The sequence below is a fragment of the Bradyrhizobium sp. ma5 genome, from assembly GCF_042258955.1.
GTDB lineage: Bacteria > Pseudomonadota > Alphaproteobacteria > Rhizobiales > Xanthobacteraceae > Bradyrhizobium.
Map to the genome: position 1 here is coordinate 3,469,271 of NZ_CP170156.1, position 20,587 is coordinate 3,489,857.

Here is a 20,587-nt window from a genome sequence, read left to right on the forward strand (position 1 = left end):
TTGATTGCTGCCAAAGCCTTGATTTGGCGAGGATTGCACCATGCCAGCGGTCTCCGGCCGGGAGCCGCTTTTGTCACCGTCACAATGATCACGCATGCAGCAAGCCCAGATCGATCTGTTACGTTCGGCCGCAATTCCGGCCCAGCAGCTCTTCATCGGCGGCCGGCCGACGCCGGCATTTGGCGAGGCACGGCTCGATGTGGTGTCGCCGATCGACGGCACGCTGCTGACGACCATTGCAGACGGTGATGCGGCCGATGTCGACGTTGCGGTGAAGCGGGCACGGCAGGCCTTCGAGCAGGGAAGCTGGTCGCGCGCGGCACCGGCGCAGCGCAAGAAGGTGCTGCTGCGGTTCGCCGATCTGATCGAGCAGCACGCGCTTGAGATCGCGGTGCTCGGTGTGCGCGACAACGGCACCGAAATCAGCATGGCCTACAAGGCCGAGCCGCTGTCGGCGGCTGGCACCGTCAGGTACTACGCCGAGGCGATCGACAAGGTGTATGGCGAGATCGCGCCGACCTCAGGTGACGTGCTCGGGCTCGTGCATCGCGAGCCGCTCGGCGTCGTCGGCGTCATCGTGCCGTGGAATTTCCCGCTGATGATCGGGGCGTGGAAGATCGGTCCCGCGCTCGCTGCCGGAAACTCCGTCGTGGTCAAGCCGCCGGAGCTGGCCTCGCTGACGCTGCTGCGGCTCGCCGAGCTTGCGAGCGAAGCGGGTCTGCCCGACGGCGTGCTCAACGTCGTCACCGGTCGCGGCGCATCGGCCGGCGAGGCGCTCGCGCTGCATATGGATGTCGATGTGCTGGCCTTCACCGGCTCGGGCGCGGTCGGCCGGCGGCTGCTGGAATGCTCGGCGCGGTCGAACCTGAAGCGGGTTCACCTCGAGCTTGGCGGCAAGTCGCCCAATATCGTGTTTGCCGATGTGCCCGACATCAAACATGCGGCCAAGGTCTCCGCAAACGGCATCTTTCGGAACTCGGGCCAGGTCTGTGTCGCCGGCTCGCGGCTGCTGGTGCAGTCCGCGATCTATGACCGCTTCATGGATGCGCTGCTCGACGCGACCGGAAAGCTCAGGGTCGGCGATCCCCTCGATCTGACGTCGGATATCGGCGCCATTTCGAGCAAGGCTCAGTTGCGCAAGAATCTGGACGCGGTTGCCCGCGCGGAAGCGCAGGGCGCGAAGCGGCTGACCGGCGGCGAGCAGATCCGCGTCGAGAGCGGCGGCAACTTCATGGCCCCCGCGATCCTCACCGAAGTGACGCCGTCGATGGAGGTCTGGCGCGAGGAGGTGTTCGGTCCGGTGCTATCAGTCACGCGGTTCGACAGCGAGGAAGAGGCCACAGCGCTCGCCAATGCGACACCCTATGGACTTGCGTCGGCGGTGTGGACCGGAAGCCTGTCGACGGCGCATCGCATGGTGCGCTCCATCAGGGCCGGCGTCGTGCACGTCAATGCCTATGGCGGCGCCGATATCACGGTACCGCTCGGCGGCTTCAAGCAATCCGGCTTCGGACGCGACAAGTCGCTCCACGCGCTGGACGCCTATACCGACCTCAAGACCGCCTGGATCGCGCTATGACATCAGCAACTACCGAGCGCGCAGGCGTTCTGAACCGCTTGCTCGATACCGAGCAGGAACGTTTCCGGGCGCTGCATCCGCGATCGGCGGCGGCCTGGCAGCAAGGCCGGCAGCACTACCTTTACGGCGGCCCGTCGCATTGGATGCGGCGCTGGGCCGGCGGCTTCCCCGTTTATGTTGAGGAAGCGCTGGGCGCGCATATCAGGGATATCGACGGCCGCGACTATATCGATTTCTGCCTCGGCGACACCGGCGGCATGTGCGGGCACGCGCCGGAGGCGGTGACGGAGGCCGCGCTGCATCAGCTCAAGCGCGGCGCGACCATGATGCTGCCGACGGAGGACAGTCTCTGGGTCGGCGCCGAGCTGTCGCGCCGCTTCGGTCCGAAATACTGGACGCTGACTACGTCGGCGACCGACGCCAACCGCGCCGCGATCCGCATCTCGCGCATGATCACCGGCCGGCGCAAGGTGCTGGTGTTCTCCGGCTGCTACCATGGCGGCGTCGAGGAGGCGCATGTCGAGATCCGCGACGGCCGCGTCGGCCTGCGCAACATGATCCATCCCAACGGCATCGATCATGACGACGTGAGCCGGGTGGTCGAGTTCAACGACGTCGCAGCACTCGAGGCAGCGCTGGCGCATGGCGATGTCGCCTGCGTGCTGACCGAGCCCTTGATGACGAATTTCGGCATGATCCCGGTCGACCCTGGCTTTCACCAGGCGTTGCGCGACCTGACCCGCCGCGCCGGCACCGTGCTCATCATCGACGAGACGCATACGCTGTCCTGCGGACCGGGCGGCTACACGGAGAGCCACGGGCTCGATCCCGACATCTTCGTCGCCGGCAAGGCGATCGCGGGTGGCATCCCCGCCGGCGTGTTCGGTCTCAGCGAGGAGATCGCCGAGCGGCTCTGGAAGCTCGTTCCGCACGTCAATCCGCGCAAACGGCAGTCCGCGCATCTCGGCTTCGGCGGTACGCTCGCCGGCAACGCGCTGACGGTCGCCACCATGCGCGCGGTACTGGAGAAGGTCCTGACATCAGCGAATTACGAACGGATGATCGGAACCGCGACCTGGCTCGCGCAGGAAGCCCGCCGGCTGATCGAAGCGGCCGGTCTGCCCTGGCACGTCACGCAGATCGGCGCGCGTGCCGAGATCATGTTCATGCCACGCCCGCCGCGTAGCGGCGCCGACGTCATCGCCGGCCGGCAACCGGATCTCGAGACCTTGCTGCATGCGTTCTACATGAACGAGGGCATCCTGGTGACGCCGTTCCACACCATGCTGCTGATGTGTCCGGCGACGTCAGGGCGGGACATCGACAAGCACACGACGGTGCTCGCGCAGTTCATCGATCTGCTGCGCGGCGCGGGAGCAATCTGATGCAGGCGCCTCCGTTCAATCTCGACGGCCGGGTCGCCATCGTCACCGGCGGGGGCAGGGGGATCGGTGCGGCCATTGTCAAGCGCCTCGCGCAGGCGGGCGCAACCGTGGTGATCGCAAACCGGACGCTTGACGTGGCCGGGGCGCTGGCGCGCGAACTGGCGGCCGATGGGCGGACCGCGCATTGCGTCCCGTTCGACAAGCTGGACCGTAGCAGCTTGCGGGCGATGGTTGACGACGTCGCGACCAGATACGGCCGGCTCGATATCGTCGTGCACAATGCCGGTGGTTGTCCGTGGGCCTCGCTTGACGAGCTCGATGAAGCAAAGCTCGACGAGACGCTGGGGCTGAATCTCAACGCCAGCATCTGGCTCGCGCAGGCCGCAATTCCGCATATGCGCGCTGTCGGCTTAGGACGCATTCTGGTGACATCCTCGGTCTCGGCGCGGGTCGCGATGGGCGGTGGCGCGCATTACGCGGCGGCGAAGGCCGGCGTCAACGCGTTCATCCGCGGCGCCGCCTTCGAGCTCGCGCGCGACGGCATCACGGTCAACGGCGTCGAAGCCGGCTTCATCGAGAAGCCCGGCCGTGGCACCATGAGCGCGCCGGAGAACAAGGCGAAGCTCGAGCGCTTCATTCCGATGGGGCACATGGGCAGTGCCGACGACATCGCCTGCGCGATGCTCTATCTCGCGTCCACCGAAGCCAAATACGTCACCGGACAGACCATCGTCGTCGACGGCGGCTCGACGCTGCCGGAAACCGGATTTGCCGTCGAACGGCAGTGGGGGCTTTAGATGAGCATGATCTTTTCGGAAAACCGGTGTCCACTTTTCCGGATCATGCTCTGATGTCGCGGCTTGCAGGAAAGACCGCGCTGGTCACGGGCGCCGCGACGGGGATCGGCCGGGCCACCGCGCTGCTGCTGGCGCAAAGCGGCGCGCGCGTCGTGCTGTTCGGCCTCGGCGAGGACGAGCTCGCGCGCGCGGCGACGGAGTGCGGAGGGCAGGCGATTGCTGGCGACGTCACCCGGCCGGCTGACATCGCGAGCGCCATTGCCGCCTGCGGGGTGTGGCTCGACATCGTCGTCAATGCGGCCGGCCTGATCGTACCGGATCAGCCGTTGAGTGTTTCGGACGAGGTCTGGACCAAGACACTCGATGTCAATCTCACCGGCACCATGCGGGTCTGTCGCGCAGCCCTGCCGCTGCTGCGGCAGCGCGGAGGCGCGATCGTCAACATCGCGTCCGTTGCCGCGTTCAATGCGAGCCCCGACAGCGCTAGCTACGCCGCCAGCAAGGCGGCCGTGGTCGCCTATACGCGCTCGCTGGCCTACGCGCATGGCGGCGACGGCATCCGCGCCAACGCGGTGGCGCCCGGCTGGGTGCGAACGCCGATGAGCGCTGCTGAAATGCAATTGCTCGCGGAGACGAACGGCACCACCGCCGATGCCGAGTTTCGCGGCGTCGAACGGCGGATCGCGCTCGGGCGGATGGCCGAGCCCGCCGAGATCGCCGCATGTTGCCTGTTCCTGGCCTCCGACGAGGCGTCGTTCGTGACGGGAGCGGTGCTGGTCGCCGACGGCGGCGGCCGCTCGCCGACACAGAATCGCGCGATCTAGATTCGCTGGATCGCCTGCAGAGGAGCGGCGGCACCTTGATAAGGACCGGCGGATTTGGCAGTCTTGCTCCGTTACGTCATTCGACCGAGGACGTTATGCAAAAATCATTTTCCGTGATCATGGCCGCGGCCGCTGCAATTGTCGTTGTCTCGTCGACGGCAGCGCGCGCTGGCGACATTTACCCGTTCGGAGATCCGCCGTACCGGCTGGACTATGTGGTCGAGCCGCAGATCGAATCGGGCTGCTGGAAGTGGAATTGGCAGTTGTACCAATACCAGGACCGCTGTCCGGCCTACATCCATCCGAAGGCTTACATGTTTTCGCGGTCATCGCGCGTCGTGCTCCGCACCAAAGGGTGAGGAGCAGCGCGGCCGCGTGATGAGCTCCGCGTCCCGCCAATCGTAGCGGTGCGGAGCGCGTTCTTATGAATGCGCGATGGTGCAGGCCACCTGACGGCCCTTGCCGAAATTGAGCAGCGCATTTTCCCGGAAGCCATCCAGCCAGACGCCGCGACCGGCATAGCGATAGCCGACGCCCATCGGAACGTGGCGGACATGGATGCCGCCATGATGGCCGGTGAGCAGCGAGGCCGTCACCACTTCGCCTTCGATCGACACGGCGCGTGGGCACAGCGGATAGTTGCGGCCGTTCTCGCAGGTGAAGACGATCTCGCCGCAGGTGCCGACCGGTGCCTTCGTGATCAGGCCGAGGTCCGCGGCCTCAACCGGCCGGGAATTGCCGAGCATGGTTGCACCCAATGCCAAGATTCCTGCGACCGCATAGCCAAACCGAATACGCATCAGGCCCCCTCGTCCAGCGATAGGCTAAGTAAATTGAGCAAAAATAACTTGCGCCAAGTGAGCAAAAAAAGCCCCCAAGGTCAAACGTGTCCGGCCCTGTACCGCAGGAGTCGTGCGTCAGGTGTTGCAAGTTTGCTGCAGTGATTCTGAATTCGGCTCGGTGCTGTCCGACAGCGTTAACGCACCTTTACTGGCCACAATTGGCCTGCAGGAGGTGTGAGGACTGAGTCGATTTGCGGGGACGTCTGCAACGACCTACCGGACCGCGTCACGAACGGGTTCGGCCGAACATGGGGGTGGGAATGAACTTCCGTGGTGCCATTGCAGGCTCGCTGCTGTCCTTGATGATCGTTTCGGTGTCGTCCCTGATCGCCTATGCGCAGACGCCATCTCCCCAGCCGGCGAACGGTCGAGCACCGGCGGCTCAGCCCGCCCAAGACGATCAGGCCTTTTCCGGTCCGAGCTTCCGCAAGGGCCTGTGGCGCTTCGTGCGAACGCTCGATGTGGTCAGGACCGCGAACAAGAACTTCAAGTACCGGGTGGTCAACGCGGAGACGACGCGCTGCGTCGACCCGACCCACGCCATGAAGGCGACCTTCTCGTCGGCGCCGATCGGAGCCTGCGTCTCGGACAAGCCGGAAAAGGTCGGCAATCAATATACCTTCGGGCACCGCTGCGACTACATGGGGACGGTCAGCACCGTCATCACGGTGCGCAGCGACGAGGCCTATACCGAGTTGAATGAGGTCAGCACCGGAGAGCATCCGAGGACCGACATGGTGGTCGCGACGAGGATTGGCGACTGCGACGATGGGTCGGTAGCCAAGCCTGAAAAGTCCGCTGCGGCTACTCTGCAGAACTAGTTCGCGATCAGCCGGCGGCTGTGGGCCCGGCGGGCCTCTATCCACAACAATATCGGCAGGACGATCCTTCGGCCCGAGCTTCCTTCGGGCCGAACGCAACCCGGCATTCACTGTGTTTGGTACCGATGCTCCCTCGAATGTCGAGCAAAGAGCAAGCATTTACTGGGCCTTAACGGGACATGCTCCTGAATGATGTGAGGTTGGGCGGACTTCAAGTGAAATCACGCGATCCGCATCGTGCGGCCGACAGGGACTCAGCAAATGACATCGCGTGAGCGCTTCGTGCCGTCGACGGTCTTCGCATGCGCGCTTGGCGTCGTGACCGCGCTTTCCGTGTCGCTGCTCACCGCCCACGGCGCCGCAGCGGACGAGGGATTCAACGGGCCGACCTTCCGGAAGGGAATGTGGCGCTTCACGCGGACACTGGAAATCGCCACCTCCTCGAATGTCCGCCAGAAGCTGCTCGAGCGCGAGATGACGCGCTGTGTCGACCCGACGCAGGCGATGAAGGCGACATTCTCGACGGCTTCCGTCGGCAATTGCCATTCCTCGAGGCCGGAGAAGGTCAACAACAAGTACGTCTTCTCCAACCGCTGCGACTATCTGGGGCCGGTCAGCACCGTGATCACCGTGCTGAGCGACGAGGCCTATACCGAGGTCAACCAGACCAATGTCGGGCAGGCGCCGCGCACCGACCGGGTGGTTGCCCGCCGGATCAGCGATTGCCATGAGGATCGGGCTTCGCTCAGCCCGTCGGCTGCTGCACCGAGTGAGGTGCTGGATCAGGACTCCGCCGACGGCGAGCCGCTCTGAGGCGCGTCGGTCTGATCGGGTAGGGCGCCGGGTCGCCCGCCGCCACCATCAGATCTTTTGCTGGCCGCCCGGGCCGCTGACCTTGACGGTGATTTTCTGAATTTCGGTTCGGCCGCCCTGATACTTGACCTCGAGGGTCAGGGTGTCGTCGCCGAGAAATTCCGCCGGTGCCTTGTAGAAGGCGACATAGGCCGGCACCTCGAGCGCCAGGCAGGCCTTGTAATTGGTGGCCTTCGCCTTCGCCGACTTCACCACGACCTTTCCGGCGGTTGGCGGACTGACCAGGCGAATGGTCGGCAGCGGCCCCGACGTGCAATCAGATAAGACGTTGAGATAGAGCCCGATCTGGGTGTCCCGGTTGGCGAGCGCCCGAACCTGGCGTTCGACCGTGGTCTCCTGCGGGACCGGGGTCGGCGCTTGGGCGGCGGCCGCACCGAAGCAGCCCCAAATCAGGACAGCGGCACACGCCTGAAGAAGAATCAACCGCATCGCCCGCTCCAAATCGCCGCCAAGGATGGACTGGCTCCGGGCAAATACGGCTCGTCGGCCAATCGAATCGCCTAAGCCGTTGTTCTTCCAGCCCGACGTGTCCGATCTTTACCACACTTCGACGGAAAGCATTGATTAACCAAATACATTTCTTGACCGGAACAAGGGTTAACAATAGCCTAAAACTAAATTTTTCGACGAATTTTCCTCTTCCTCTAATCGCTTTTTTCGGAGTTGATAATGCAGGGCTCGTTTCAGGTCGCTCAGGTTAGCGGCGCCGGCAATTCCAACAACTCGGGTCCCGTACGAATTTACAAACTGACCAAGCCGCTGACCGACCAGGCGGTTGTCATCAATCTTGGATACGACCAGAAGGCGAAGGTCGATTTCACCTCGATCGCCAATGAAAAGATCACGCTGATCCATATCGGCGAAAAGCTGATCATCCTGTTCGACAACCAGTCGACGGTCACGGTCGAGCCGTTCTTCGACTCCCGTGCGGATGGACAAAGCAACGTCACAATCGAGATGGCGCCCGGTCGCGACGTCTCGGTGCAGGAATTTGCCAATCTGTTTCCGATCAGCACGGACGCCTCCGTGTTGCCGGCAGCCGACAACGGCGGCAACACGGGCAACGCGCAGGCGAGCGGTGCGGACTTCCGTCCGCACGCGGTCGATCCGCTGACTGCCCCGCCTCTCAATGTGTTGGCGCCGCCGGAAGAACTGCCGCCTTCGGCGCCCGGCGGGCAGCCGACCGGCACACAGCAGGCCAGCTTCCAGCCTAACGAACCCACTACGCCGCCCACCATTTCGCCGCCCACCATTTCCGGCGGTCTCGTCCCGTCGCTGACCGTCGACGAAAGCTTCCTGAGCGCTGCGACCAACCATGGCGTTGCCGGTTCGGGACTGGGCCCCGCAGGGTCCAGCGTGGCGACAGTGCAGGTGGCGTTCGACGTCACTGTGCCGGGCGGCCAGCAGTCGCTGACCTATGCGCTGTCGATCAGCGGGCCGAATGTGGACTCCGGCCTGATCGACACGGCGACCGGCCAGCACGTGCTGCTGTCGGTCAATGCATCCGGCGTCGTGGAAGGGCGCACCGCCACTGGCGGCGATCTGGTCTTCACCGTCAGCGTTGACGGTACGGGTCACGTGACGCTGACCGATCTGCGCGCTGTTCATGAGGGAACGCCTGGCGACTTCAATGAAGGGATCACGCTGGCATCCGGCCTGATCACGCTGACCGCCACGGTGACCGACAACAGCAACCAGTCGGCAAGCGCGAGCACCGATATCGGTTCGCACCTGACGATCCTCGACGACGGTCCCGTCACCCCGACGGTGGTCGTGTCTGGCTCTGAGCCGGTCTTGCTGACCTTCGACGGCGGCCTCGCCGGTGGCAATTTCGTCGGCACCCAGGACTCGCACGACACCAATGCGTCGACGACGGTTGCGACGGTGAGCTTTGCCGGCGCATTCACGTTTGGCCATCTGAACGATGCCGGTGCCGACGGCGGTAGCACGTCGATCACCTATGCGCTGCAATTCCATGCCGGGTTCAGCGAAGGCGGCGCGTCCGGCCTGACCTCCGGCGGTCTGTCGATCCATCTGTACGAGAATGGCGGTGTCATCACCGGCTCGACGTCGCTGACGGAAGGCGGGATCACGGCGGCCAACACGGTGTTCACGCTGAGCGTGGATGCCGCCGGCGTCGTGACGCTGACGCAGACGCATACGATCGACCACACCCAGACCGACACCTACAGCGGCTCCTATATCAACGACATCAAGCAGCTGGCTGCGAACATCATCGACCTGAAGGCGAGCGCGGTCACCACCGACGGCGACGGCGATTCGTCGCCGACCGTTTCGGCGGTGCTGGACCTGGGCGGTAACATCCAGTTCGGCGACGATGGCCCGAAGGCCCCGACGGTGACGCTAACGCCGACGCACTCGGAGGATAGTCCAACAGGAGGAGAACTGCTGACGTTCGACGGAGGGCTGGCCGGAGGCAACTTCGTCGGCTTCCAGGACTGGCACGACACCAATCCGTCGCCGACGATCGCGACGGAGGACTTCTCCGGTTCGTTTACGGTCACCAACACCAATCTCTACGGCGCTGACGGCGCCGGTGCGACGACGGTCAACTACACGCTGGGCTTCCACGCCGGCGTTGCCGACGGCGTCGACAGCGGTCTGACCCATGCCGGCAGCACCATCTTCCTGTACGATGTCGGCGGTGTGATCACCGGTTCGACGTCGGCGACGGAAGGCGGCATCAACGCCGGCAACACGGTCTTCACGTTGAGCGTCGGCCTGACCACCGGCATTGTGACGCTGACCCAGCTCGAGTCGATCGATCACTCGCAGACCGACACCTACAACGGCTCGTATCTCTACGACATCAAGCAACTGGCGGCGAACCTCGTCGACCTGACCGCGAGTGCATTCACCACCGACAGCGAAGGCGACAAGAGTGTCACGGCGTCGGCTTCGATCGACATCGGCAACCATATCCAGTTCGGCGATGACGGCCCGCAGACCCCGACGGTGACGCTGTCGGCGCTGAAGGTGCCGGACCTGCTGACGTTCGACGGCGGCCTGGCGGGTGGCAACTTCGTCGGTACCCAGGATTCGCACGATACCAACCCGTCGGCGACGGTCGCGGCCGAGGACTTCTCCGGCGCGTTCATCATCGGCAACACCAACAAGTACGGCGCCGACGGCGCCGGCGCGACCACGGTCAACTACACGCTCGGCCTGCATGCCGGCGCGGCCGATGGCAGCGACAGCGGGCTGACCCATGGCGGCAGCACCATCTTCCTGTACGACGTCGGCGGCGTCATCACCGGTACGACCTCGGCCACCGCAGGCGGCATCAACGCCGGCAACACGGTGTTCACGCTGAGCGTCGGTCTGACCACCGGCATCGTGACGCTGACCCAGTTGGAGTCGATCGATCATACCCAGACCGATACCTACAATGGCTCCTACATCAACGACATCCAGCAGCTGGCTGCGAACCTCGTCGATCTGACCGCAAGCGCGTTCACCACCGACAGCGAGGGCGACAAGACGGTCACGGCGTTGGCCTCGATCGATGTCGGCCACCAGATCCAGTTCGGCGACGATGGTCCGCAGACTCCGACGGTGACGCTGGCGGCGTTCACCACGCCAGTGCTGGTGACCTTCGACGGCGGCCTTGCCGGCGGCAATTTCGTCGGCACCGATGACTCGCACGACACCAACCCGTCGGCGACGGTCGCGACCGAGGACTTCTCCGGCGCGTTCACCATCGGCAACACCAACCAGTACGGCGCCGACGGCGCCGGCGCGACCACGGTCAACTATACGGTCGGCCTGCACTCCGGCGTGGCGGACGGCAGCGACAGCGGTCTCACGCATGCCGGCAGCACCATCTTCCTGTACGACGTCGGCGGCGTCATCACCGGCTCGACCTCAGCCACCGCGGGCGGCATCAACGCCGGCAACACAGTCTTCACGCTGAGCGTCGGTCTCACCACCGGCATCGTGACGCTGACCCAGTTCGAGTCGATCGACCACTCGCAGACCGACACTTACAGCGGTTCGTATATCAGCGACATCAAGCAGCTGGCCGCGAACCTGGTCGATCTGACCGCAAGCGCGTTCACCACCGACAGCGAAGGCGACAAGACGGTCACGGCGTCGGCCCTGGTCGATGTCGGCCAGCAGATCCAGTTCGGCGACGATGGCCCGCAGACTCCGACCGTGACGCTGGCGGCGTTCACCGCACCGGTGCTGCTGACCTTCGACGGCGGCCTGGCGGGCGGCAATTTCGTCGGCACCGATGACTCGCACGACACCAACCCGTCGGCGACGATCGCGACCGAGGACTTCTCCGGCGCGTTCACGATCAGCAATACCAATCTCTATGGCGCTGATGGCGCCGGCGCGACCACCGTCAACTACACGCTCGGCCTGCACGCCGGCGTGGCCGACGGCCGCGACAGCGGGCTGACGCATGCCGGCAGCACGATCTACCTGTACGACGTCGGCGGCGTCATCACCGGTTCGACCTCGGCGACCCTGGGCGGCATCAACGCCGGCAACACGGTGTTCACGCTGAGTGTTGGTCTCACCACCGGCATCGTGACGCTGACCCAGCTCGAGTCGATCGATCATTCGCAGACCGACACCTACAACGGCTCCTATATCAACGACGTCAAGCAGTTGGCGGCAAACCTCGTCGACCTGACCGCGAGCGCGTTCACGACCGACAGCGAGGGTGACAAGACGGTCACGGTCTCGGCGTCGGTCGATGTCGGCCAACAGATCCAGTTCGGCGACGACGGTCCGCAAACCCCGACGGTGACGCTGGCTGCGTTTACCGCACCGGTGCTGCTGACCTTCGACGGCGGCCTCGCCGGCGGCAACTTCTCCGGCACGCAGGACTCGCACGACACCAACCCGTCTAAGACGATCGCGACGGAGAACTTCTCCGGCGCCTTCACGATCGGCAATACCAACCAGTACGGTGCCGACGGCGCCGGGGCGACGACCGTCAACTACACGCTCGGCCTGCACGCCGGCGTGACCGACGGCAGCACCAGCGGTCTGACCCATGCCGGCAGCGCGATCTATCTCTACAACGTCGGCGGTGTGATCACCGGTTCGACCTCGGCCACTGTTGGCGGCATCAACGCCGGCAATACCGTGTTCACGCTGAGCGTCGGTCTGACCACCGGCATCGTGACGCTGACCCAGCTGGAGTCGATCGATCACTCGCAGACCGACACTTACAACGGCTCTTACATCAGCGACGTCAAGCAGCTGGCGGCCAACTTGATCGACCTCAAGGCCAGCGCCTTCACGACGGATCATGAAGGCGACAAGACGGTGACGGCGTCGGCCTCGATCGACGTCGGCCACCAGATCGAGTTTGGCGACGACGGCCCCAAGACCCCAACGCTGACGCTTTCGGGGTGTCCGGCTCCGGTGCTGCTGACGTTCGACGGCGGCCTGGCCGGCGGCAATTTCTCCGGCACGCAGGACCCGGCCGACACCAATCCGTCGAAAACCATCGCGACGGAGGACTTCTCCGGCGCGTTCACCACCAGCAATACCAACCTGTATGGTGCCGACGGCCCTGGCGCCACCACGGTCAACTACACGCTCGGCTTGCACGCCGGCGTGGCCAATGGCAGCGCCAGCGGACTGACGCATGCCGGCCATACGATCTACCTGTACAATGTCGGCGGTGTGATCACCGGTTCGACCTCGGCCACGTCGGTCGGCATCAACGCCGGCAACACGGTGTTCACGCTGAGCGTCGGTCTGACCACCGGCATCGTGACGCTAACACAACTCCAGTCGATTGATCACTCGCACACCGACACCTACAACGGTTCGTATATCGACGACGTGAAACAGCTGGCGGCCAACCTGATTGACCTCAAGGCGAGTGCCTTCACGACCGATCATGAGGGCGACAAGACGGTCACGGTCTCCGCCTCGATCGACGTCGGTCACCAGATCGAGTTCGGCGACGACGGTCCGAAGACCCCAACGGTGACGCTTTCGGGGTGTCCGGCTCCGGTGCTGCTGACGTTCGACGGTGGCCTGGCCGGTGGCAATTTCTCCGGCACGCAGGACCCGGCGGACACCAATCCATCGAAAACCGTCGCGACGGAGGACTTCTCAGGCGCGTTCACGATCGGCAATACCAACCTCTACGGCGCGGATGGCGCCGGCGCGACGACAGTCAACTATGTGCTCGGCCTGCACGCCGGCGTGGCCAATGGCAGCGCTAGCGGTCTGACCCATGCCGGACACACGATCTACCTGTATTTCGACAGCGCGACTGGTGTAGTGACCGGCTCGACCTCGGCCACCGTTGGCGGCATCAACGCCGGCAACACAGCGTTCACGCTGAGCGTCGGTCTGACCACCGGCATCGTGACACTGACCCAGTTCGAGACGATCGATCACTCGCAGACCGATACCTACAGCGGCTCGTACATCAGTGACGTCAAGCAGTTGGCGGCAAACCTGATCGACCTGAAGGCAACCGCGTTCACGACGGATCATGAAGGTGACAAGTCGGTCACGGCCTCGGCCTCGATCGACATCGGCCACCAGATCCAGTTCGGCGACGACGGCCCGAAGGCGCCGACGGTGACGGTGAGCGCGGCGACGGTCGGTGTCGACGAGACGCCCGGCGTCCAGACTGTCGGCGGTGCAAGCGACGTGCTCGGCTCGACGGCGATCACGTTCAATGGTTCGGCAAACACCGTTGCCGGGCTGTTTGCGACTGTTGCGAGCAAGGGCATCGATACGGATGTGTCCGCTGCCGTGCTGGACAACGGTGCACTGAGCTTTGCTTCCACAGGTGCCAGCAGCATCTTGACGGCGGCCGGGGCCAGCTACGGCGCGGATGGCGCGGGAACGACAACCTACGGGCTGTCCGTGCTCAATGCTGCGTCTGGTCTGACCGTGACCGACGGCACAGCGATCACGTTGTCACTCGATGCCAGCGGCCGGATCATCGGCACAGTCGGTACGGACATCGCCAACCCGAGCCTGACCGGCAAGGTGGCGTTCGCGATCGCCATCGATCCGGCAACTGGCCGGCTCTATGTGGCCGAGTACCTGTCGCTTCACCAGAACGACACCACCAACCCCAACGACATTGTATCGCTGGCGGCTGGCAAGGTAGGGGCGACCGTCACGGTGACCGACTCCGACGGGGACCACGCGATAGCCACCGCTGACATCAGCACGCACATCAGCTTCCTCGACGATGGCCCGTCCTGGGTGTCGGCAGAGCATGGAGTGATTGCCAACGTAGCGGGCATCAGCGTAATCGGTGATTTGCAATTCACCACTGGCGCAGACGGTCTGGGATCGCTCTATTTCACGGGCGTATCCCTAGATCCGCTACATCCTACTGCAACGACGATCCAGGCGGGGGGATATGCGGTCTCTGAATACGTCGATGCTTACGGGGTCCTCCACGGTGTCGCCAATGGATCGGACGTCTTCACGGTAGCGCTCGATCCGACAACATCGACTTACTCGTTCAACCTCTACCATACGCTCGATTCGTATTCGCAGCAGTCGATAAGCACCTCTGGTGCCGTACACGGTTCTGGTCCGGCGTCGTATGCCGTCTTGTCGGATACGAGCGGCAATGCCGTGGTCACATTGACGGGCTACCACACGACCGGATCGTTCAATGCGGCCAGCTGGTTTAACGAAACGCACGATACGCTGACGAGTTCGAAGCTGACCCAGGACACCATCAACGCAAGCTCGTCGGGCTTGGGCGTCCACAGCAACAACTTCAATCAAGGCGATTTCATGCGCTTTGATCTTGGAGGAGTGGGCGATAACAGCAATGGCGATACCTGGACTTACGGCCAGGCGCCCGGAGCCTCGACCGTAGGAACGGGGAATCAGATTTCATTCACGGTCAATGCCATCGGCGGTTCGACGATCATCGACTACGTCGTGCATAGCGTCGATGGCACGGTAACCTCACACGTCTATAATTCGGCTACCGATGGGACCACGATAACGGCGACCGGACATGGGAATATCGACTACGTCGAACTGTATGATGTCTCCGGGAAATCGAAGATCCTGCTGGCCGGGATAACCGAACTCGTCAACAACGGCGAAACCGACGTCCCCTTCACTATAGGTGTCAAGGACGGCGACGGGGATATCGTCTCGGGGGCGTTCGATGTGAATGTCAACGGTGCGACAACTCTTTCGGGGACCACCGGTAATGATGTCATCGTTGCCGGCGTAACCAATGAAACGCTTACGGGTAATGGTGGGGACGACAAGTTCGTTCTCAATCTCGCCGCCCACTTTAACATTAGCGATTTCAATAGCGGCGACTTGGTCCTTCTCGACGTAGCCGGTGTGAGCCTCCCGGCGGGCACTTCAAATGCTCTGACGGCAGGTCAGTTCACGTCATCGACAGCCACGGGCGGGACCGAGAACAACGCCAGCGCTTGGAACGAAAGCGGAAGCACGAACAAGTTCTTCTTCAACAATACGACGCATGAACTCTGGTACTCGGCAAATGGCACCGGCTCGGACAAGGTGGACCTCGCCCATGTGAGCACGGGCGTGCCGACGGCCGCGAACGTTCATATTTTCTAGGCCCGGTTCTCAGCCAGAAGCGACCAATCCGCGGAGACTCTCCGCGGATTTTTCTTGGAGCTTTCTTCTTCGGAATTGCTCGCGAGTGAATTCTGCTCGCGGGCAATCACATCAGCACGGGCAGGAAGCCCGGGAGCGGGCTCGCTGTGTCGAGTTCTTCCACCCCGGTCCATTCGCCGTCTGCCGCAGTGGCGGCCGCTGGTGCGGCGTCGGCCTCGTCGCCGAGCGGCAGCCGCTTGGCGTAGGGTGCCGCGAACAGCTGCACGCCGCGGTCGTTGATCGCAAACATCGGGGTGAAATGGCCGAGCTCGCCGTCGTCGACCAGGTCGGAGCGGCGGCTGTCCAGGATCAGCCAGTGACCGTCGAGGCGCGCCGCCAGCACGGCGTGATCCTGGCGGATGGCGCGGTCGCGGCCCAGCACCAGGCGCAGATCCTCGCGCGGGAAGCCGGCCTCGCTGAGCGCGATATATTTGGCGATCGCGTAGTCCTCGCAATCGCCCTTGCCGGTGGCGAAGCTGGCGAGCGGGGCAGTCCAGCGGTCGGCCTCGCCATGCTGGGCGAAGTCGCTCACATAGCGGATCACCTGGTTGACGGCACGGTTGGCCTCATCCAGCCGCTCGCGGCCGGCCTTGGCCTTGACCGCGCTGATCAGGCGGAGGAACTGCGCGGCATTGGACGGGCAGCCGGCGACGTTCTCGCGGCACTGCTCGAGGACGGTGCGCTCCTTGGCGAGGTCGAATTCGAGGCCGCGCCATTTACGCCATAGCGTGTTTTCGGGCGCGCGAAAGGTGAACAGGCCGAACGGCTCGGTGCCCTCAGGCGGAAGCGGTTTCGACGCGGGCAGGGCGTCGGTCGCGGTGTTCGCCGGCGTCAGCGCGGCGGTGCGGATCGCGCTCGGACCACGGCCGCGCTGTCGGTCAAGCTTGGCCAGCACGTCCGAGATGGTGAAGAAGGTGGCGGGCGGGCGGTTCGACGCAGCGTCAGACGCCGGTGCGAGCTCGCCGTCGGACTTGGCGAGAGAGAATTCGTCCGCGGCAAACGCGGCAGGCGCTAGGCAAAGATTTATCGACAGCGCAGCCACGGCGATCACCGCCGACGCTGCAAAATTCAGCGACTTCATATGACGTCCCCAATGTCGGGGACCGTCAACGTCTCTGCGTCGATCTGTGCCCCCGCTGTTATCGGGGCGCAGACTGGCGTCCTGGCCGCTTAAGCTGAGTTAAGTGGGACGGGGCGACGCGGCGAATGTCGGGAAGGCGGTCAATCCAGGGTTTGCCGGTTCGTTCGAAATTGAACGACCGGGGGTTACGATCGGTTAACCACGAGCTCCGCGGCCCCGATCAGCGTTCGCGCAGGGCCTCGTCACGCAGCAGGCGCGCTGGCTTCACGATGTAATCCAGCACGGACTTCTCGCCGGTCAGGACTTCGACCGTGGCCACCATTCCCGGAATGATCGGATGCGGATGCTGCTCGCTGCCGAGATGGTTCTTTTCGGTGCGCACCATGACCCGGTAGAAGGTCTCCTGGCGTTCGTTCTTTTCCTTGTCGTCGACGATGGTGTCGGCGCTGATGCGCTCGACCTTCCCCTTCAAGGATCCGTAGACCGAAGAATCATAGGCGCTGATCTTCACCACCGCGTCCTGGTTGGGGCGAATGAACGCGATGTCCTGGGGGCGGATCCGGCCCTCCACCAGCAGCGTGTCGTCCAGCGGCACGATATCCATCAGGTTGGCGCCCGGCGCCACCACGGCGCCGATGGTGCTGACGTTCAATTTGTTGACGATGCCGTGGACCGGCGCCTTCAGGTCGGTGCGGCGCACCCGATCCTGGGCGGACTTGATGTTCTCGTCGAGCACGGCGAGGTCGCCGCGCGATTTGGCAAGGTCCTCGTCGGCCTGCGAGCGGAACGACGCGGTGATGTTCGCGATCTTCGATTGCGCTTCGGCGAGCTGTCCCTTCATCTCGGTTGCCTGCCGGTCAAGCCGCAGCATCTCGATCTCGGGCACCACCTTCTGCTCATAGAGCTTGCGCGTCAGGGTCTGCTCGCGTTCCAGCAGCTTGAGCGAGCCGGTGAGGCGGGTGACCTGCTGATTGAGGACGTCGATGTCCTGCGCGACCTTCTGACCCCGCATCTTGAACACGCTGGCCTCGGTCGCCACCGCGGCCGGAACCATCTGGTCGAGCTGGTCCGGAAAGGTGATCTCGCTTCGTCCGCGGGCCTCGGCCTCGAGGCGGGCGACCCGCGCCGCCATCGCCGCGCGGCGCTCGCGGATCTCGCCGAACTCGGAGGCGAATTTGGTATCGTCGATGCGCATCAGCGACTGGCCCTGCTGAACGATGTCGCCTTCGCGCACCAGGATATCGCCAACGATGCCGCCTTCGAGCGATTGCACCACCTGCATCTGCCGTGACGGCACCACGCGGCCGCTGCCGCGCTTGACCTCGTCCAGCACGGCAAAATGCGCCCAGACCACGAACGTCGCAAGCAGCGCACACGACGTCCACAGCAGCATGCGAGAGGTCCGGGGCGTGCGCAGCAACGCCGCGGAGCGGATGTCGTTTGCAAAGGCAAAATCGGAAGACGCCATAATATTCGCTCGTTATGCAGATTTCGGCTGGATCGTATTCTCAGGTGCCGGCGCCGTCGACGCGGGCTTGCCCTGGAGCAGGGCGAGCACCTTGTCGCGCGGGCCGTCGGCAACCAGGCGGCCATTGTCGAACAGCAGCAGGCGATCGACCATGTTCAGCAATGACAGACGATGGGTCGAAATGATGATGGTCATGCGCTCGTCGCGGAGCCCCTTGAGGCGCTCGAGGAATTCCTGCTCGCTGCGAATATCGAAATGCGCAGTCGGCTCGTCGAGAAACAGCACGCGAGGCTTGCGGATCAAGACACGCGCCAATCCGATGGCCTGCTTCTGGCCGCCCGACAGGCTGCGGCCGCCTTCCGAGATCGGCATGTCATAGCCCATCGGGTGGCCGGCGATGAAGCTCTCGACACCGGAGAGCCGCGCAGCAAGCAGGATCTCCTCGTCGGTCGCCTCCGGCTTGCCGAGGGCGATGTTGTCGCGCAGCTTGCCGTAGAACAGGTCGGTGTCCTGCATCGCAAAGCCGATGCCAGTGCGCAAGTCGGAAGGATCGTATTGGCGCGAGTCCACGCCATCGACCATGATCCGGCCTTCCTTCGGCTCATAGAATCCGAGCAGCAGCCTGCCAACCGTGGTTTTGCCGGATCCGACCCGGCCGATGATGCCGACCTTCTCTCCGCCTTCGATCTTGAAGCTGACCTTTTCGAGCGCGTTGCCCGGTGCATTGGGGTAGGCGAACGACACGTTCTCGAAGGCGATCTTGCCGTCGTCGATCCGCCGCGCAACATACGACCGGGTCGGTGATCGCTCGCGCTCGATCGACATGATGCGGTCGATGGCCTTGAGCGAAGTCAGCGTCTGCGTTCCCTTGGTGATGACAGAGGCGATGCCGGCGATCGGCGCCAGGATGCGGCCGGCGAGCATGTTCGCCGCGACCAGCGCGCCGACGCTCAGCTTGCCGTCGAGGATCAGGAAAATGCCGACGATGACGAGCAGCAGGCTGGTGACCTGCTGGGCGGTGCTCGCGCTGGTCAGCGACATCGACGACCAGAAGTGAACGTCCTCACCGGATCGGGCGGTCGCCGCGACCGAACGCTCCCACAGCGTCTGCATGCGGGCCTCGGCGCCGGTCGCACGGACGGTCTCCAGACCGGACAGCGACTCGACGAGCACGCCATGGCGCGCGGCGGATTCGGCTTGCAAGCGCTTCATGGCGCGATCGAGCGGCCGCTGCAGCAGGAAGCCGATCAGCAGGATGAGCGGGAGCATGATCAGCGGGATCCAGGCCAGCGGTCCGGCGATGACGAACAGCACTCCGACAAACAGGATGGCGAACAGCAGGTCGGTTGCCGAAACCACGCTTCCGGAGGTGAAGAATTCACGCACCGAGTCAAAGTCCCGGAGCTGGTTGGCGATGATGCCGACCGAGGTCGGCCGCTGCGCCATCTTCACGGCCATCACATGCTCGAAGATGTTGGCGGCGAGCACGACGTCGATGGTCTTGCCCGTGACGTCGATCATGCGGCTGCGGACCATCCGGAAGATGAAATCGAACAGGATGCCGAGCCCCATGCCGATCGAGAGCGCGATCAGAGAGGGGATTGCTCCGTTGGGGATGACGCGGTCATAGACGCTCATCGTGAACAGCGGCGTCGCCAGCGCGAGGATGTTGGTCAGAAAGGCGGCGATCGCGATGTGCCCGTAACTGCGCCAATGCGCCTTCACCACGGACCAGAACCAGTGGTTCTTGGGGATGTCTCCCGCGGCGGCGGTGCGCGCGTCGGCCTGCGCAGCGCTTCTCACCATGAATGCGTAGCCGGTATAGTCCGTCGCGAGCGAGGCGATGTCGGCGAGGCGCGGGGTGTTCGGCGTCGTCGGGTCAACGATCTTGATCGTCTTGTTGGCCGGGTCCACGCCGAGAAGGATCAGCGCAGAGCCGTCCTTCATGATCAGGACGGCGGGCAGCACCAGCGCCGGAATGTCTGCAATGTCGCGCTTGACGGCCTCGGTCTCCAGGCCCGCACGTCGCGCTGCGCGGTCGTACAGCGAAACTGACAGCTGTCCGTCCGTGATCGGAAGTCCGCCAAGCAGCGCTTCGCGGCTCACGGCGCGGCCGTGATGAGCGGCGAGATAGGTCAGCGATGCGGTGAGGGGATCGTCGCCCAGTGCGCGCGGTCGGCTTGTCGCGGCTGGCCTTGAAGTTGAATCGTCTGAGGAGGAGCGGCCGGCGTCAGCCACCGCGCTGGGGGTTCGAAATAACAACTGAAACCTCGACAACCAAAATGGAAATGCAGAAAT

13 protein-coding genes are annotated in these 20,587 nt (G+C 64.1%); 8 read left to right on the forward strand and 5 right to left on the reverse strand.

Features of this window, described 5'->3' with window-relative positions:
- Positions 1–94: 94 nt before the first annotated feature.
- The 5 genes from ACE103_RS15855 to ACE103_RS15875 are packed head-to-tail and all read left to right on the forward strand — an operon-like array spanning position 95 to position 4,944.
- Positions 95–1,579 carry an aldehyde dehydrogenase gene (locus ACE103_RS15855; protein WP_375780178.1) on the forward strand — a complete coding sequence of 495 codons (1,485 nt, stop codon included), beginning with the start codon at positions 95–97 and terminating at the stop codon, positions 1,577–1,579.
- Positions 1,576–2,964: a transaminase gene (locus ACE103_RS15860; protein ID WP_375780179.1), complete on the forward strand. Its 1,389-nt coding sequence runs from the start codon at positions 1,576–1,578 to the stop codon at positions 2,962–2,964. The genes ACE103_RS15855 and ACE103_RS15860 overlap by 4 nt, the downstream gene beginning before the upstream one ends.
- A complete protein-coding gene (locus ACE103_RS15865) occupies positions 2,964–3,761 on the forward strand; it encodes an SDR family oxidoreductase (RefSeq protein ID WP_375780180.1) in 798 nt (265 codons plus the stop codon). The genes ACE103_RS15860 and ACE103_RS15865 overlap by 1 nt, the downstream gene beginning before the upstream one ends.
- Positions 3,762–3,814: 53 nt before the next feature.
- Positions 3,815–4,585: an SDR family NAD(P)-dependent oxidoreductase gene (locus tag ACE103_RS15870; protein ID WP_375780181.1), complete on the forward strand. Its 771-nt coding sequence runs from the start codon at positions 3,815–3,817 to the stop codon at positions 4,583–4,585.
- Positions 4,586–4,620: 35 nt separating this feature from the next.
- Positions 4,621–4,944, forward strand: coding sequence for a hypothetical protein (locus ACE103_RS15875; RefSeq protein WP_375780182.1), 324 nt, complete (start codon positions 4,621–4,623; stop codon positions 4,942–4,944).
- Positions 4,945–5,007: 63 nt separating this feature from the next.
- Here ACE103_RS15875 and ACE103_RS15880 read toward each other — a convergent pair whose 3' ends face one another.
- Positions 5,008–5,385, reverse strand: a complete 378-nt coding sequence (locus ACE103_RS15880) for a hypothetical protein (protein ID WP_375780183.1) — start codon at positions 5,383–5,385, stop codon at positions 5,008–5,010.
- A gap of 302 nt (positions 5,386–5,687) precedes the next feature.
- Between ACE103_RS15880 and ACE103_RS15885 the strand changes: the two genes are divergently transcribed.
- Both ACE103_RS15885 and ACE103_RS15890 read left to right on the forward strand, forming a co-directional pair.
- Positions 5,688–6,248 (forward strand): hypothetical protein, encoded by a 561-nt coding sequence (locus ACE103_RS15885; protein ID WP_375780184.1) that lies wholly within the window; start codon positions 5,688–5,690, stop codon positions 6,246–6,248.
- A 261-nt stretch (positions 6,249–6,509) separates the two neighbouring features.
- Complete coding sequence (locus ACE103_RS15890) at positions 6,510–7,061, forward strand: DUF3617 domain-containing protein (RefSeq protein ID WP_375780185.1); 552 nt, start codon at positions 6,510–6,512, stop codon at positions 7,059–7,061.
- Positions 7,062–7,109: 48 nt separating this feature from the next.
- On the opposite strand, the gene ACE103_RS15895 is transcribed toward ACE103_RS15890, so the two are convergent.
- Complete coding sequence (locus tag ACE103_RS15895) at positions 7,110–7,550, reverse strand: hypothetical protein (protein WP_375780186.1); 441 nt, start codon at positions 7,548–7,550, stop codon at positions 7,110–7,112.
- 240 nt (positions 7,551–7,790) lie between these two features.
- Here ACE103_RS15895 and ACE103_RS15900 point away from each other — a divergent pair, with 240 nt between their 5' ends.
- Complete coding sequence (locus ACE103_RS15900) at positions 7,791–15,701, forward strand: DUF5801 repeats-in-toxin domain-containing protein (RefSeq protein ID WP_375780187.1); 7,911 nt, start codon at positions 7,791–7,793, stop codon at positions 15,699–15,701.
- Positions 15,702–15,807: 106 nt separating this feature from the next.
- Here ACE103_RS15900 and ACE103_RS15905 read toward each other — a convergent pair whose 3' ends face one another.
- The 3 genes from ACE103_RS15905 to ACE103_RS15915 form a co-directional block, all read right to left on the reverse strand.
- Complete coding sequence (locus ACE103_RS15905; protein ID WP_375780188.1) at positions 15,808–16,821, reverse strand: transglutaminase-like cysteine peptidase; 1,014 nt, start codon at positions 16,819–16,821, stop codon at positions 15,808–15,810.
- 220 nt (positions 16,822–17,041) lie between these two features.
- Positions 17,042–18,289: an HlyD family type I secretion periplasmic adaptor subunit gene (locus ACE103_RS15910; protein WP_375780189.1), complete on the reverse strand. Its 1,248-nt coding sequence runs from the start codon at positions 18,287–18,289 to the stop codon at positions 17,042–17,044.
- A 12-nt stretch (positions 18,290–18,301) separates the two neighbouring features.
- Positions 18,302–20,455: a type I secretion system permease/ATPase gene (locus ACE103_RS15915; RefSeq protein WP_375781116.1), complete on the reverse strand. Its 2,154-nt coding sequence runs from the start codon at positions 20,453–20,455 to the stop codon at positions 18,302–18,304.
- Positions 20,456–20,587: the final 132 nt, after the last annotated feature.

Coding starts and splice junctions, on each gene's coding strand:
- ACE103_RS15905 (WP_375780188.1), bottom strand. CDS start 16,821: ATGAAGTCGCTGAATTTTGCAGCGTCGGCGGTGATCGCCGTGGCTGCG.
- ACE103_RS15890 (WP_375780185.1), top strand. CDS start 6,510: ATGACATCGCGTGAGCGCTTCGTGCCGTCGACGGTCTTCGCATGCGCG.
- ACE103_RS15860 (WP_375780179.1), top strand. CDS start 1,576: ATGACATCAGCAACTACCGAGCGCGCAGGCGTTCTGAACCGCTTGCTC.
- ACE103_RS15870 (WP_375780181.1), top strand. CDS start 3,815: ATGTCGCGGCTTGCAGGAAAGACCGCGCTGGTCACGGGCGCCGCGACG.
- ACE103_RS15855 (WP_375780178.1), top strand. CDS start 95: ATGCAGCAAGCCCAGATCGATCTGTTACGTTCGGCCGCAATTCCGGCC.
- ACE103_RS15880 (WP_375780183.1), bottom strand. CDS start 5,385: ATGCGTATTCGGTTTGGCTATGCGGTCGCAGGAATCTTGGCATTGGGT.
- ACE103_RS15900 (WP_375780187.1), top strand. CDS start 7,791: ATGCAGGGCTCGTTTCAGGTCGCTCAGGTTAGCGGCGCCGGCAATTCC.
- ACE103_RS15910 (WP_375780189.1), bottom strand. CDS start 18,289: ATGGCGTCTTCCGATTTTGCCTTTGCAAACGACATCCGCTCCGCGGCG.
- ACE103_RS15895 (WP_375780186.1), bottom strand. CDS start 7,550: ATGCGGTTGATTCTTCTTCAGGCGTGTGCCGCTGTCCTGATTTGGGGC.
- ACE103_RS15885 (WP_375780184.1), top strand. CDS start 5,688: ATGAACTTCCGTGGTGCCATTGCAGGCTCGCTGCTGTCCTTGATGATC.
- ACE103_RS15865 (WP_375780180.1), top strand. CDS start 2,964: ATGCAGGCGCCTCCGTTCAATCTCGACGGCCGGGTCGCCATCGTCACC.